10 protein-coding genes are annotated in these 15,514 nt (G+C 70.1%); 7 read left to right on the top strand and 3 right to left on the bottom strand.

What is annotated here, in order from left to right; all coding sequences use genetic code 11:
- Positions 1-67: 67 nt before the first annotated feature.
- Positions 68-2,194 carry a hypothetical protein gene (locus AB0D59_RS30065; RefSeq protein WP_362571866.1) on the bottom strand — a complete coding sequence of 709 codons (2,127 nt, stop codon included), beginning with the start codon at positions 2,192-2,194 and terminating at the stop codon, positions 68-70.
- A gap of 319 nt (positions 2,195-2,513) precedes the next feature.
- The gene (locus AB0D59_RS30060; protein ID WP_362571863.1) at positions 2,514-3,041 is read right to left on the bottom strand and encodes a hypothetical protein; all 528 of its coding nucleotides are present in this window, start codon (positions 3,039-3,041) and stop codon (positions 2,514-2,516) included.
- 453 nt (positions 3,042-3,494) lie between these two features.
- Between AB0D59_RS30060 and AB0D59_RS30055 the strand changes: the two genes are divergently transcribed.
- The 6 genes from AB0D59_RS30055 (at position 3,495) to sbnA (ending at position 13,110) form a co-directional block, all read left to right on the top strand.
- Positions 3,495-3,710, top strand: a complete 216-nt coding sequence (locus tag AB0D59_RS30055; protein ID WP_351704557.1) for a hypothetical protein — start codon at positions 3,495-3,497, stop codon at positions 3,708-3,710.
- Between the two features lie 332 nt (positions 3,711-4,042).
- Positions 4,043-6,628, top strand: coding sequence for a Pls/PosA family non-ribosomal peptide synthetase (locus AB0D59_RS30050; protein ID WP_362571860.1), 2,586 nt, complete (start codon positions 4,043-4,045; stop codon positions 6,626-6,628).
- 13 nt (positions 6,629-6,641) lie between these two features.
- Positions 6,642-9,890, top strand: a complete 3,249-nt coding sequence (locus tag AB0D59_RS30045; RefSeq protein ID WP_362571858.1) for an amino acid adenylation domain-containing protein — start codon at positions 6,642-6,644, stop codon at positions 9,888-9,890.
- 41 nt (positions 9,891-9,931) lie between these two features.
- Positions 9,932-10,936 (top strand): TauD/TfdA family dioxygenase, encoded by a 1,005-nt coding sequence (locus AB0D59_RS30040; RefSeq protein WP_362571856.1) that lies wholly within the window; start codon positions 9,932-9,934, stop codon positions 10,934-10,936.
- A complete protein-coding gene (sbnB, locus tag AB0D59_RS30035) occupies positions 10,933-12,003 on the top strand; it encodes a 2,3-diaminopropionate biosynthesis protein SbnB (protein WP_362571853.1) in 1,071 nt (356 codons plus the stop codon). Before AB0D59_RS30040 ends, sbnB begins: the two co-directional genes overlap by 4 nt.
- A gap of 36 nt (positions 12,004-12,039) precedes the next feature.
- The gene (sbnA, locus tag AB0D59_RS30030; RefSeq protein ID WP_362571851.1) at positions 12,040-13,110 is read left to right on the top strand and encodes a 2,3-diaminopropionate biosynthesis protein SbnA; all 1,071 of its coding nucleotides are present in this window, start codon (positions 12,040-12,042) and stop codon (positions 13,108-13,110) included.
- Positions 13,111-13,279: 169 nt separating this feature from the next.
- On the opposite strand, the gene AB0D59_RS30025 is transcribed toward sbnA, so the two are convergent.
- Positions 13,280-14,191, bottom strand: a complete 912-nt coding sequence (locus AB0D59_RS30025) for an alpha/beta fold hydrolase (protein WP_362571848.1) — start codon at positions 14,189-14,191, stop codon at positions 13,280-13,282.
- 112 nt (positions 14,192-14,303) lie between these two features.
- On the opposite strand from AB0D59_RS30025, the gene AB0D59_RS30020 reads away from it, so the two are divergent.
- Positions 14,304-14,921: a TetR/AcrR family transcriptional regulator gene (locus AB0D59_RS30020; protein ID WP_362571845.1), complete on the top strand. Its 618-nt coding sequence runs from the start codon at positions 14,304-14,306 to the stop codon at positions 14,919-14,921.
- Positions 14,922-15,514 lie beyond the last annotated feature (593 nt).

Here is a 15,514-nt window from a genome sequence, read left to right as displayed (position 1 = left end):
GCCGCCGGCGGGCGGCCGGAACCGCGGATCTGTTCTTGCTTCGGTCGTCGGTGCGGCGGAGCGCTGTTCAGTTGGTGACGGGGACCGGATCTGTCACCCCTGCCGGGGCCCGGGTGTCGGGCGCGGGATCCGTTGCCGGGGCGGGGGAGCCGTCCGCCGTCACCGCCGCGGCGGCGGTGGTGGCGGGCAGGGTGATGCTGAGCGGGTCGCCCGCCGAGGGGGTCCAGCCGGAGACGGCGCCCGCGTACGCCGAACCGAACGCGCTGCCGGCGACGGTGGTGCCGGTGGGCAGGGTCGCGGTGACCTCCAGGCCGGCGGGCGCCTGGACGGTCACGGCGTCGCCGATGCGGTAGGCGGTGACCTGGCCGGCCTGGAGCGCGGTCTGCCAGTCGGCCCGGCGCTCCAGCTCGGTCCCGATGTCCTTCATCCGCAGGTTCACGACGGGCGTGTTGTCCGCGAAGAGGGCCTGGTAGCCGTCGAGTACGCCGTTCAGCACCGGGTAGGCGATGCGGTCCTCGGCCAGGTTCGACTGGTGGATGTAGTGCGGTCTGGGGTCGTTGGACAGCACATGTCCGAGGTCGATCCGGGTCTCCAGCGGCACGATCTGGTCGGTGTAGCCGGTGCTGGTGTCCAGTGGCTCCGACAGACAGCTGGTGGTGGCCGGGTTGTCCTCGCAGATGCCGCTGCCGCCCTGGGCGCGGCTGGTGTACAGCCAGTTGTACTCGTCGACCTCCTCGGAGGCCTTGCCCGCGTTGTAGAAGACGTTCATCGGGTAGCGGGGCACGGTCTCGGCCGCTCCGACCTGACGCTGCTGCGGGTCACGGGAGTTGTCGGAGCCGAGCCAGTCGATGCCGTTGGCGGTGAGGGCGGCCGCCAGGTTCGGGTTGTCGTCGGGCTGCTGCGGCAGGATCCGCATCCCGGAGTGCTCGCCGGTGACCAACTCGTCGTTCTCCAGGGGAAGTCCATTGGTCTCGGCCCAGACCCGGTTGGTGGCGATCTCGTCGGAGATGTCGCTCTCGCTCACCCACTGGGTGCCGCCGTCGGCGTTGGTCTCGCACGTCCAGGGCACCACGGTGGTGTCCTGCACGCAGCCGAGGAAGGCGTGCGTGTAGGTGTGGTTGATCCAGCGGAAGTCGCTCCTGTCCGCGACCAGTTTGTCGGCGAGCTGGTCGACGCCGTCGTTGTCCTCGCGCTGGTCGACGCTGCCGGAGCCGTTGAAGGCGAGGTCGAAGGTGAAGTTCCTGCTCTGTTCCCAGGCCACCGCGTAGTCGACGTCGTCGGGGGTCATCCGGATCGGATCGGGCGTGGCGTCCGAGTCGGTGCAGTCGACGTCGCCGGGCGTGCAGTTGAGCTCGCTGTTCCAGCGGTCGTCGGCGGCGAACACGTCGTCCACGTGCACGGCGAAGTAGTTGCGGGAGGCGCCGAGGTGCACTCCGCCGGTCATCCACTCGACGATGCCGCGGGCCAGCAGCCGGAACTGCTCCTGGTACTCGTTGTAGACGAAGGTCACGACGAGTTCACGGCGGTTGTCGTGCCGGTACTCGCCGACCAGGGAGCCCTTGGTGGAGGTTCCCGGGATCGTCGCCTCGACGTAGGGCGTGAAGTCGGCGCCGGCCGCCGGCGGCGCGAGGTAGGCGTAACTCTCGGCGACGGAGGGGTCGTTGTCCTCGAAGGGGACCGTGCCGTCGAGGTAGCCGAAGGGGCCCGACGTGCCCGCGGCGGTCACGTCGGCCTGGGTGCCGTCGATGCTGCCCGAGTAGCCGGTGCTGCCGACCGGATACTGCAAGCCGGCTTCTGGACGTGCGTAAGTATAGGCATCGACCTGGGGTATCTGATAAACCTGTTCGTACGCTGTGAGTGCCGCCATCTCGCTCGAACCGGTCGCGAACGGGTTGTCGTTGGGCAGCACCACGGCCTGGAACTTCGCGCGCGCCTGTCCGTCGACGGTGTCCGCGAGAAAGCCCGCGTCGATGACCTGCCGTCCGGACTGCGTCAGGTCGATTTCGGTGAACGGCGTTCCGGCGTCGGTCAGTTCGGCAGCGATGGCGGCGGTCGACGGTCCGCCGTCGCTGACCACCAACACCCGCAGGTCGATTCTGGGTGCGTCGTCGGCATGGGCCGCGCCGGTCGGCAGGCCGAGCGTGGCTATGAGCGCACCGACCGTGAGCGCGGCCGTGCGTATGGTCCGCTTCATGCGGTGAATGTCCCCTCCCCGGGCAGGGGTGAGTACGGCTCCGTAGAGCGGACGCACCCCCTGCGCCGACGCCGGCCTCCTTCTGAGAGGCCAGTTCGTCGACGCATCCGTCGCGTCACATAGTGGTGTCTGTGTGTAGCTTTCGTGGTCGCGTTGCGAAACGTGACGGAAAAGAGCAGGCGACCAACAGGCCACCGATGGAACCGAGTTGCCCGATTTTCCGTCCGCGGTGCAGGCCGGGACCTCTGTGTGGGAGAGCGCGCCCGGCCACGGACCTTTGGCTGATCGCAGAGCTTTTCAGGTCATCCGCGACAGGTCGTCAGGCGCACAGGACGCGCGTCTCGGGCGTGTAGACCGGGCCGCCGCTCGTGTTCGTGGAGTCGCTGAACTCGGCGTAGAAGTACGAGTAGAAGCCGATGTTGCCGTTGCAGCCGGAGTCGGCGGCGACGCTCAGTGTCAGCGTGACGGTGCGGCTCTGCCCGGGCGGGACGGTGGCGCCGTAGTCGGTGCCGAGGTTGGTGGGCCCGGTGCCGGAGCAGGCGGTGCTGGTGCCGTCGGTCGCGGCAAGGCTGCAGCCGGTGAAGCTGTACTTCAGGTCGGGGCGCTGCGTGGTCAGATAGGTCGGGTCGATCGTCTGGTACACGAACCAGATGTCGTACGTGTTGTTGTTGGTGATCGTCATCGACAGGTTCACCGTGCCGCCGGGCGTGGTGGTCGCGGCGTTCGCGGCGAAGGTGAGCTCGGCCGGTGCCGGGTCGGCGCTCGCGCTGGGGGCCAGCCCGAAGACGGCGAGGGCGAGGGCGAGGACGGCGCCGAGGCCGAAGCGTCTCATCAGTGGTGATCGCATGGGCGGGAGGCTAGGCAGGCGGAACGCGGGACGTCTCCTTCCGGCGATCGAACAAGCACGCTAGGTGACTGAAAGCGTGCACATCGTGAAGAACATGTGCCCGGTGCGTGAAAGCGTCGGCGTCGGATCGAACGGGCACGTGACCGGCGTGCGCCGGAGCTGCCGCCCGGTCCGGCGCCGAGCACCGTCCGTGCCCTCCGGGCGGTTGTTATTGGCGTGTACCGGACGCACCGAACGACCCTCCCGTCCCTCCGCCTCCTGGGGAATCTCGGCCATTCGCCGATTTCCGGCCCCGCCCGCCCTCGCGCCGGTGGTGCACCGCCCGAAAGTCCGGCGCGGGAGCCGGACTGGGGCGCGTCAGCCGTCGCGACCGGCCGGATCGATGCCGAAACGATGTGTACACGCAAGAGTCGCGCCCGCATGACCCGGCCCGGTACGGGGCATTCGGCAATCATGAAAGACGCGCCTGTGGTGGTGCAGCCGCCGGGCCCCGACGGTGGCAGGCGGGTGACCATCCGCGGAGAGTACGTCGGTACCGCGTATCACCTGCTCGACGTGGTCGAGTTCCTGCGCCGGGCCGGGCTGCCCGAGGCCAATACGACGGTCGACGACCCGGACCTGATCGAGTGGCGCGGCATCGGGCCGAAGGCCTGGACGGCCGCCGGCTGATCCGGGGCGTGGCCCGGTGCCGGGAAGTGGCCCGGTGCCGGTAAGTGGCGTGCGCGCAGCCGTGGCCCGGCGCGCCGACGTGGCCGCACGGCCGCTGTGACCCGTTTCCCGATGCGGTCCCGGTTCGAGTGGTGTGCGCTGCCGGTTGGGGGACCGCCATGTGGGTGAACCGCGTAGGGCCCGTCGCGGCCTGAATCCCCGGTGATACGGCCTGGCGAATCATTCTTTCCGAGCAGTTAAATCCATGGCAAAAGTGGCAGACATAGATCTCTCTGGACAAACTGAATCCGCCGGTTCGTGATCAGGAACATCCACGTTCTCCAGGAGATCGCATGGTGGAACAGTCCTCCGAGGTCGTTTCGGAGCCGGATGAATCCGTCGTCGCGCTGAGCGACACCGGCCGCAGGGGGGCGGAGACCGAGCGGCGGCTCGCGCGGGCACTGGCCGACCTCCTGGGCGCCGAGAGCGTTCCGGTCGACGGCCACTTCTTCACCGACCTCGGCGCCAACTCCCTGGTCATGGCCCAGTTCTGCGCACGAATACGCAAGACGGCGGATCTGCCCTCCCCGTCCATGAAGGACATCTACCGGCACCCCACGATCCAGAGTCTGGCCACGGCGCTCGGGGATGCCACGCCCGCCCCCGCCGGTCCGGCGGACGCACCGTCCCCGGCGGCGCCCCCGCCTCCGCCGGCCCCGGTGACGCGCGGAAAGCGGCGCACTCACCTGCTCTGCGGAACCGTCCAGCTGCTGGTCTTCCTGGGCTACTCACTGGTCTCCGGATTCGTCACCGCCGCGGGTTACGAGTGGGTCGCCGCCGGTTCGGGCCTGGCCGAGATCTATCTGCGGTCGGTGCTGTTCGGAGGCATCGCGTTCGTGGCGCTGTGCGCCTTCCCGATCGTCGCCAAATGGCTGCTCGTCGGCCGCTGGCGGCCCGGCGAGTTCCCCGTCTGGGGCCTGGCGTATCTGCGCTTCTGGTTCGTCAAGGTGCTGATCCACGCCAATCCGATGGTCTTCCTCGCCGGGACCCCGCTGTACGTGCTGTACCTGCGGGCCCTCGGCGCCCGGATCGGCAAGGGGGTCACGATCTTCTCCCGCACCGTCCCGGTCTGCACCGACCTCCTGACGATCGGCGCGGGCACGGTGATCCGCAAGGACGCCTTCCTCCTCTGCTACCGGGCCAGCGCGGGACACATCCAGACCGGCCGGATCACCCTCGGCGACGACGTCCTCGTCGGCGAGAAGACCGTCGTGGACATCGACACCGCCATGGGCGACGGTGCCCAGCTCGGCCACTCGTCCGCCCTGTACCGCGGCCAGGCGGTCCCGGACGGCGAGCACTGGCACGGATCCCCGGCGGAACCCACCCGGGTCGACTACGCCAGGGTCGCTCCTGCCCGGTGCGGCTCCCTGCGCCGGGCCTGGTTCGGCCTCGGCACGCTGACGCAGATGTTCCTCGTGTACATCCCGCTGGCCGTCGGCGGTGTGTACATGCTCTTCACCGAGGTACCGGCGATCGGCAGGCGGCTCGACCCGCAGTCGGCCGCGCTCAGCCCCTCGGAACTGCTCCCCGACGCCCTTGTGCTCTCCCTCGTCCTGTTCTTCGGGTTCGTCGTCCTGGGACTGCTGGTCCTGTGCACCGTTCCGCGCCTGGTGGGTCTGGTCCTCAAGCCCGACAAGGTCTATCCGCTCTACGGATTCCACTACGTGCTGCAACGGGCCACGGCCCGGATGACGAACATCAAGTTCTTCGCGTGGCTCTTCGGCGACAGCTCGTACATCGTCCACTATCTCCGCGGCATCGGATACGACCTGTCACGCGTCGAGCAGACCGGCTCGAACTTCGGCACCGAAGTGCAGCATGAGTCGCCCCTGCTGGTCACCGTCGGCAGCGGCACGATGGTCGCCGACGGCCTCTCCGTCCTCAACGCGGACTTCTCCAGCACCTCCTTCCGGCTGTCCAGGGTGGCGATCGGGCCGCACAACTTCCTGGGCAACAACATCGCCTATCCGGCGGGCGGCAGGACGGGCGAAAACTGCCTGCTGGCGACGAAGGTGATGGTTCCCCTCGACGGCGAGATCCGGCAAGGCGTGGGCCTCCTCGGCTCACCGTGCTTCGAGATCCCCCGCACGGTGGACCGCGACACCCGGTTCGACCACCTCAGAACGGGCGACACACTGCGCCGCCGGCTCGCCGCGAAGAACCGCTACAACCTCCGCTCCATGGCGGGCATGCTGCTCGTGCGATGGCTGCACACCTTCGCGCTCACCCTGTTCGGACTCGCCTCCGTGGACCTGTACGGCGCGGCCGGACACGTGGTGATCGGCGGATACCTGGCCTTCACGCTCGTCTTCTCCACCGCGTACTTCGTCCTGGTGGAGCGCTGCATCGCATCGTTCCGAGCGCTGCGCCCCCGGTTGTGCTCGATCTACGACCCGTACTTCTGGTGGCACGAGCGGCTGTGGAAGGTTCCGGACCACTACCTCAACCTCTTCAACGGCACCCCGTTCAAGACCCTGGTCTGGCGGCTGCTGGGGGTCCGCATCGGCAGCAGGGTGTTCGACGACGGCGTCTACATGACCGAGCGGACGCTCACCACCATCGGCGACGACTGCACCCTCAACGCCGGCAGCAAGATCCAGTGCCACTCGCAGGAGGACGGCACCTTCAAGTCCGACGTCACCACGCTCGGCACCGGCTGCACCCTCGGCGTGGCCGCCCACGTGCACTACGGCGTGACCATGGGCGACGGCTCGGTGCTGGCGCCCGACTCCTTCCTCATGAAGGGCGAGGAAGTCCCTCCGAACGCACAGTGGGGCGGCAATCCCGCGGTCGACATGCCGGAGAGCGGCAGCCGGCCCGGTGCCACCGGCCGGACCACGTCAGCAGCCAACGCCACCACGGCGAACGTGAGTTGAGGAAGGCCATTCGATGGGAACGCGCGTGGAATCGGACCGGGAGTTCTGGAGCCGGGTACTGACCGCCGGCGGTGCCACCGCCGTGCCGCGGTGGGCTCCGCAACCGGTCCAGGGTGCGGCCGAGCACGAGATACCCGTGCCGGACGACACGACGGAGGCGGTGCGGGAACTGGCTGGGCAACGGCGCCTGCCGGTCGGCGTGCTGATGCTGGCCGCGCACCTCAAGGTGCTGGCCGCGCTCTCCGGCGAACCCGAGGTGGTCACGGGCTACACCACCGGCGCGGACGGCGAGCCGCTGCCGTGCCGGGCGTCCGTCCCCTCCGGCCCCTGGCCGGCCCTGTTCACGGCCGCTCGCGACGCCGAGGCGGAGGTGCTCGCCCACCGCGATTTCCCGGTGGCCGAGCTTAGGCGGGAACTCGGGCTGACAGAGCCGCAGTACGAGGTCGTCTTCGGGCCGGCGGAAGCCGACCGGACCCATGCCGACGACGGTGTCCTGCACGTGCGCTGGTCCGACCGGGACGGACGGCTGACGCTGCTCCTGCGGTACCGCACGGACGTCCTCGACGCCCGGGCTGCCGCCCGTGTCGGCGGCTACCACCTGACCGCGCTGCGGCTGATGACCGCGGAGCCGGACGCCGACCACTCCCGGCAGAACCTGCTGTCCGCCGAGGAGGAACGCGAGCAGCTGGACGGCCTGGCCGGGCCCGACCGTCCGCTGCCGGACGCGCGGGCACACGAACTGTTCGAGCAGCGCGCCCGGACGCATCCACAGGCGGTGGCCGCCGTACACGGCGAGCAGCAGTGGACGTACGGCGAACTCGACCGGCGTGCCAACCGGCTGGCGCGCGCCCTGCTGGCCAGGGGCCTGGGCCGGGAGGACGTCGTCGCCGTCGTCACCGAACGCAACCTCGACTGGCTGGCGGCCGTGCTGGCGGTGTTCAAGGCGGGCGGCGGGTATCTGCCGATCGAACCGCACTTCCCGGCCGGCCGGATCGCCGCGACGCTCTCCCGGGCGGAATGCCGGCTGGTCCTGACCGAGTCCGGCAGCACCCGCACCCTCGACGAGGCGCTGGCCACCCTGGAGGGCGTCGGGAAGCTCCTGGTGGAGACGGCCTACGCCGAGTCGCACGCCGACGACGACCTCGGCATCCGGGTCGACGCCGGTCAACTCGCCTACATCTACTTCACGTCCGGCTCCACCGGCGAGCCCAAGGGCGCGATGTGCGAGCACGCGGGCATGCTCAACCATCTCCACGCCAAGATCGACGACCTGGCGATCGGCGAGGGATCGGTGGTCGCGCAGACCGCCCCGCAGTGCTTCGACATCTCCCTGTGGCAGCTGCTGGCCCCGCTGCTGGTGGGCGGGCGGACCCTGCTCGTCGAGCAGGACGTGATCACCGACGTGGAGCGGTTCGTCGGCACCCTGGAGCGCGGCCGGGTCGCGGTGGCGCAGCTCGTGCCGTCGTATCTGGAGGTCGTCGTCTCCTGTCTGGAGCGGCACCCGCGGATGCTCCCGGACCTGCGCTGTGTGTCGGTGACCGGCGAGGCGCTCAAACGGGAGCTGGTCCAGCGCTGGTTCGCGGTCCAGCCCGGCATCGAGCTGCTCAACGCCTACGGCCTGACCGAGACTTCGGACGACACCAACCACGAGGTCCTCCGGGAGGTACCCGAACGGGTGCTGCTGGGGCGGCCCGTCAACAACGTACGCGTCCATGTCGTGGACGAGCACCTGGCGTTGGTACCGCTGGGCGCCCCCGGACTGATCGCGTTCTCCGGTGTCTGCGTGGGCCGTGGGTACGTCAACGATCCCGAACGCACCCGGGAGGCGTACCGGACCGACCCGTACCGGGCCGGTGAACGGCTCTACCTGGGCGGGGACTGGGGCCGCTGGCACCCCGGCGGCAAGCTGGAGTTCCTCGGCCGCCGGGACAACCAGGTCAAGATCCGCGGCTTCCGGATCGAGATCGGCGAGATCGAGAACTCCCTGCTGCGGGTGGACGGGGTACGGGACGGCGCGGTGGTCGTCGCCGAACGGACCGGCGGCGGCAAGCAGTTGATCGCCTACTACTCCGGCGCCGAGCAGGAACCGGAGATCCTGCGCAAGGCACTCGGCGCGGCCCTGCCCGGCTACATGGTGCCGTCTGCCTTCCACTGGCAGGCCGGTCTGCCGCTGACCGCCAACGGCAAGATCGACCGAAAGGCCCTGACCGCCCTGGCCGAGCAGTCGGCACCGGACACGGAGACCGCGGACGCCGCCCCGCTCAGCCCGACCGAACGGCGGCTGGCCGCGGCCTGGGCCGAACTGCTGGGGGTGCCCGAGCGGCGGATCGGCCGCGCGGACCACTTCTTCGACGCCGGCGGCACCTCCCTCACCGCGGTCAAGCTCAGCCTCGCCCTCGACCGTGCGGTGTCCCTGAAGGACATCACCCGGCACCCGGTCCTGGCCGACCTGGCCGCCCTCCTCGACGGCACCGCCCGGCAGCGCCCCGAGCTGCTGCTGCCCCTGACGGGCGGGAGCCGCGCCTCGGAGTGTGCGCTGGTCTGCTTCCCGTACGCGGGCGGCAACGCCGTCAACTACCAGCCGATGGCGAGCGCGCTGGCGGGCAGCGGCCTGCCGGTCCTCGCCGTGGACCTGCCCGGCCACAACCTGGCCGCGCCCCCCGAGCCGTTCGCGTCGATCGAGCAGGTGGCCGAGCGGACCGTCGCTGAGATCACGGCCCGCGGTCTGACCCGGGTCGTACTGTGGGGCCACTCCTCGGGGACCGCGGCGGCCGTCGAGACCGCCCGAAGGCTCCAGCAGCGGGGCGTGCACGTGGCCCGGGTCTTCCTCGCCGCCCAACTGCTCGGCACCGCCGCCGACCGGTTCACCGCCATCGTCGAACTGACCGCCGCCGGCGACGCCGAGATCGCCGAGCGGCTGACCGCGGACGGCGGCTACGCGGAACTCGTGGAACTCAACGCGCCGCACGCCGAACACATCGCCGCCGCCTACCGGCACGACTGCGTCGCCGCGCACCGCTACTTCCACCAAGCCCTCGAGGCCCCGCCGCCGGTCAAACTGACCGCGCCGGTCTCGGTGGTCGTCGCCGCCGACGACCCGCACACCGCCGGCCACGCCCAGCGCCACCGGGACTGGCGGCTCCTGGCCGACCATGTCGATCTCCACGAACTCGCCGACGGGGGCCACCACTTCCTGCGCACCCGTCCGGCTCAGACGGCTCAGGCCGTCCTGAACACCGTCCTCCCCCTCGCCTCCTCCTGACCCCCGTCACACCCCAGGCGGTCGACCGAAAGGAAACCGAGATGCCGTTCTCATCCCTGGCATCACCCCTCGACGTGGAGCTGCGGCCGGACAAACCGGCACTGCTGTGCGTCGATCCCCCCGACGACGCCCCGAGGTGGACGGCCGAGCACCGCGAGGCGCTGCGCGCACAGGTCACCGAGCACGGGGCACTGGTCGTGCGAGGCCTCGGACTGCGCGACGCCGGCCAGACCGGTGCCGTCTTCGCCCGGCTGGCCGGTGACCTCATGACGGAGCGGGAGGCCTTCGCCCCCCGCGAGGCCCACGGCCGGGGGCTCTACTCCTCCACGCCCTGGCCGGACAACCAACCGATGTGCATGCACCACGAGCTGAGTTACCAACAGCAGGTGCCCGGCCTCATGTTGTTCGCCTGTCTCACCGCGCCCCAGCAGGGCGGAGCGACGGCGGTGGCCGACGCCGAAGAGGTACTGCGGGCGCTGCCCACCGGGCTCACCGAACGGTTCGAGCGGGAGGGCTGGATCCTGACCCGCAGCTACAACGACGAGATCGGGGCGAGCCTCGCGGAGTCGTTCGGCACCGCCGACCGCGCCGAGATCGAGCACTACTGCCGGACGAACGCCATCAGTTGCACCTGGCAGCCCGACGGGACCCTGCGCACCGAGCAGCGCCGCCCCGCCATCGTCCGGCACCCGGTCACCGGCCGGCGCTGCTGGTTCAACCAGATCGCCTTCCTCAACGAGTGGACGCTGGACCCGGAGGTACGCGAGTACCTGCTCGACGTCTACGGCCCGGAGGGACTGCCGTTCAACACCCGCCATGGCGACGGCACCCCGATCGACGAGGACGTCGTCCGGATCATCAACAGCACCTACGAGGCGCACACCAGGCGCGAACCCTGGCAGGCCGGTGACCTGCTGCTCGTGGACAACATCAGCACCGCGCACAGCAGAGAGGCGTTCACCGGAGAGCGCCAGGTGCTGGTCGGCCTGAGCGACCCGCTGCGGCCCACCGACGACTGCCCGGCCCTGGAGGCGAGCGAGCGATGACCGACACCCTGTCGACCGCCACCCGGGCCGCCGTGCCCGACGGGCCCGCCGTGCCGACCTTCGCGGTGATCACCGGCGAGCAGGTGCAGCAGGCGCTGAGCGGGCGCGAGAAACAGCTCGTGGAGCTGGTCGAGACCGTCTACCGGCTGCACGACGCAGGGGACTCGGTCAACCCGCCGTCGTACTTCCTGCGCTTCGCCGACCGCCCCACCTCGCGGATCATCGCGCTGCCGGCCTCCCTCGGCGGGCCGGTCCAGGTGGACGGCCTGAAGTGGGTCTCCAGCTTCCCGGAGAACGTGAGTGCCGGGCTGCCGCGGGCGTCCGCGGTGCTCATCCTCAACGACCCGGCCACCGGCTACCCGTTCGCCTGCCTGGAGAGCTCGATCATCAGCGCCACCAGGACGGCGGCCTCCGCGGCGTTGGCCGCCGACTGGCTCAGCCGCAACCGGACCCGCCCCACCCGGGTCGGATTCTTCGGTACGGGTCTGATCGCCCGTTACATCCACACCTTCCTGGCCGGCACGGGCTGGGACTTCGACGAGATCGGCGTGCACGACGTGTCCGCCGACAGCTCCGCCGGGTTCTGCGGTTACCTGCGGGAGACCGGCAGCACCGCGCACATCACCGTCCACGACACCGCCGAGGACCTGGTCCGCGCCAGCGACCTCGTGGTCTTCGCCACCATCGCCGGCCGGCCGCACGTGACCGACCAGGCCCTGTTCGCCCACAACCCGCTGGTCCTGCACGTCTCCCTGCGCGACCTCGCCCCGGAGATCCTGCTGGGTTCGGCCAACTTCGTCGACGACGTCGAACACTGCCTCAAGGCCGACACGTCGCCCCACCTGGCCGAACAGCTCAGCGGCAACCGTGACTTCCTGAACGGAACCCTCGGCGACGTCATGGCCGGACGGGCCGCGCCGCCGGCCGACCGACCGGTGATCTTCTCGCCCTTCGGACTCGGCGTCCTCGACCTCGCCGTCGGCAAGCACGTCTACGACGAGGTGTCCCGGGTGGGAGACCTGCGTCTCATCGATGACTTCTTCCACGAACTGCGTCGGTACGGCTGAGGCCGTGGTCCTCGGCCCGGCACCAGGAGGCCCGCCGTGCCCGTCATATCCGCTCCCCACGCCTTCAACGAGGGCGACCTCTTCGTCGATCTCGCATCGATCTGCGGATACCCGCTCTACCTGAAGTGCGAGGCCTTCAACTTCGCTGGTTCCATCAAGTTGAAGGCCGCGAACGAGATGGTGGAGAGTGCCGAGCGGGACGGAATCCTGACAGCGGATTCCGTCCTCGTGGAGTCCTCCTCCGGAAACCTCGGCGTCGCGCTCAGCATGATCGCCGCAAGCAAGGGCTACCGGTTTCTGTGTGTGACGGACTCCCGGTGCAACCTGTCGACCAGACTCCTCATGGAGGCGCTCGGCAGCGAGGTGCACATCGTGGCCGACCAGGACTCCAACGGCGGGTTCCTGGGCAAGCGGATCGACTACGTCCGCTCGCTGTGCGCCTCCGACGACCGATACGTCTGGCTCAGCCAGTACACCAACGCCGGCAACTGGCTGGCCCACTACCGTACGACGGCCCCGGAGATCGCCCGCCGGTTCCCGGAGCTGGACGTGCTCTTCGTCGGGGCCGGCACCACCGGAACCCTGATGGGCTGTGCGCGCTACTTCCGCGAGTGGCCCCGGCCGGTGCGGATCGTCGCCGTGGACGCGGCCGGCTCGGTGGCGTTCGGCGGCGAGCCGGGCCGCCGGATGATCCCGGGCCTCGGCATGAGCATGCGGCCGCCGTTGCTCGACGAGTCCCTCGTCGACGAGGTGATCCGGGTGGACGAGCCGGACACCATCCGGATGTGTCACCGCATGGCCAGAAACGGCTTCCTGTTCGGCGGCTCCACCGGCACCGTGGTCAGCGGTGCGACGGACTGGCTGTCCCGGCACGACGCCCGTGACCTCACCACGGTGGCCATCGCCCCGGACCTGGGCGAGCGCTACCTCGACACCATCTACCAGACCAACTGGCTGCAGGATCTGTACGGCGATCAGGTGCTCGACACCGACGTCACCAAGGTCACCGACGTCACCGAAGTCACCGACGACGCCGTACAGACGAACACCCCACCCAGGGAACCCAAGTCCGCGTCACGTGCACCGGCCCGCCGTCGCAGCACCTGACACCTGACACCCGCCCGGGCAGTCCCTCGGACGCCACCGCACCGGCAGCGTCCGAGGGCCGCGCCGGGAGGCTCATGTCAGCAGCAGGCCGACGCCGCTCGGCAGAGCCGCGCACGCCGGCGCGGCAACCAGCACAATCGTGCGCCGGTTCGCGCCGCGTGGGTGGTGGTCAGCCGATCGAGGCCATGAAGTCCAGCATCCTGCGGTTGATCTCCTCCGCGTGGTCGATCTGCGGCCCGTGGCCCGTGCCGGAGATGATGTCGGCTCGGGCGCCGGGAACCAGGCGCGGTACACGCTCGGCCTGCCGCTGCGGGTGCACGAGGAGGCTTCGCTTGCCGAGTACCAGATAGAGCGGAGTCCGGATGGTGGACAGTTCCTCCTCGGACAGGGGGAGCGGAACGGGGCGGCGTATGCGGTAGGCGCGGGTGGCCGTTCTGATCATCGTGCGCAGTTCCGGCACGACGAGGACCGGCTGTTCCAGCCAGGCCGCCAGCCGCGGGCGGAGTGCCTTGGGCGCGAAGGTCGCGAAGAGGCTGGCGAAGATCCAGACGAAGAAGCGCAACCCCACTTTCTCCAGGCCGCCGGGGTCGAGCAGCGTGACCGAGGCGAGGCGACCGGGCCTGCGGTGTACCAGGTTCAGGGCGAGCCATCCGCCGTACGAGGTGCCCACGAGATGTACGCGGTCGAGGCCTAGTCCGGCGAGAGTCTCGTCCAGCCACTGCGCGGCGCGTTCGGGTTGGTGGATCGGCTCGCCCTGCACACTGCGGCCGGGATCCCCCAGGGTGTCGATCGCGTAGACCGGGCGGTCCGCGCTGAGGGCGGGGGTGTTCGGATACCACATGGCGGAGCAGGAGCCCGCCCCGTGCACCAGAACCACGGGAGTGCGGGACCGGGCGGCTTCGTCCGTGGGGCCGTGGCGAAAGACGTGCGTGGTACCGAAGGACGTCTCCACGTCCTCTTCGGCGCACGCGGGCGCTCCCAGCGCGTAGACCGCATCGCAGGCAGCGAAGTAGCGCGCCCGCCAGGCTTCGCTCACATAGCGGCCGACGTCGGCCTGAGGTCGGGCAACGGTCTCGGGCATGGCCCCTCCGATCTCGGTTTTTGTGATACGAACGTACCACGATGTTGGTACGGCCGTATCATCAAAGGTCCAGAGGGAACCAGGGCGGCAACGACGAGCGGAGAACCGGCCGATGCCCAGACGCGTGGACCACGCAGAACGGCGCACCGAGATCGCGGAGGCGCTGGTCCGGGTCGCTGGACGACGTGGGCTGCATGCCGTGGGGATGCGCGACGTGGCAGCGGAGGCGGGCGTATCACTGCGACTGGTGCAGTACTACTTCCAGACCAAGGAGAAGTTGCTGCTCTTCGGGCTGGAGTATCTGGCGAAGGGATTCGGGGAGCGGGTCTCCGCCCGCGTACGAGCCGCCGGGGACGGGTCGGGGCCGCGGGCGATGGTCGAGGCGCTGCTGACGGCGGCGCTGCCGACGGACGACGAGAGCCGCACCTTCCACTACATCTACACTTCGTACGCCGTTCTGGCCGTGAGTGACCGGGCTCTCGCAGCCCAGCCCTTCATCAGGAACCCTGATGCCGCCGAAGCGGCCCTCACCGAACTCCTCCGGCAGGCGCAGGACGCGGGGCTGCTTGAGCCGGGCGTGGATGCGCAGTTGGAGGCAGCCGGCCTGCTCGCCATGTCTGCGGGACTCGGCACCGGCGTTCTGGTCGGCCAACGCAGCCCGGAGTCCGCCGCAGCGGTCCTGGACCACCATCTGAACCGGCTCTTCCGCACCGGTGAGGCGGTCGGCTGACGGACAGCCGCCTTACCGCGCGGGGGAGTACGCACGTACCCGCGGGCGCCGACGCCGACCTGCGCCGACGACCGATCGGGCACCCGGCGGGACCATGGCGAGAAGGTAACCCGCCTGGCCCTGAACTCCTCTGCGCGGGCAGGGCGGTGGGCCGGTGCCGGTGCCGGTGCCGGTGCTCGGACGGACGACCCGTCCCGCTCTGACCGCGCCACGTGAGGAGCTTGACCCGGCGGAACCCCCATGGGCATCGGCATCCCGCGGTCTGCCGACTGCCGGTTGACAGGGTGCGTCCGTGACCACCGCGTGTCTCGCCCCGTTCCGCTCGGCGGACCGGCGCATCGCCGGCCGGATACGGGACCGGCTCGTTGCGTCGAGCATCGGTGTGACGTGATCGTGACGGGCGGTTCGCCACGCTGCGCGGTGTCGCGCCCCACGCGGACGAGGGCGCACCGACCCGGGCGGTGACCATGACACCTGAACGTTCCCACGAGCCTGCGCCCACGACTCGGCCGGCACAGGCCGCGGACGTGCCGGACCGTCTGCCGGATCGACCGCCGGATTCCGGGTGGGTGAACCGGATCCCCCTCTGGAGC

The sequence above is a fragment of the Streptomyces sp. NPDC048417 genome, assembly GCF_040651615.1.
Lineage (GTDB): Bacteria > Actinomycetota > Actinomycetes > Streptomycetales > Streptomycetaceae > Streptomyces.
This window is presented reverse-complemented; position numbering and strand designations above follow the sequence as displayed.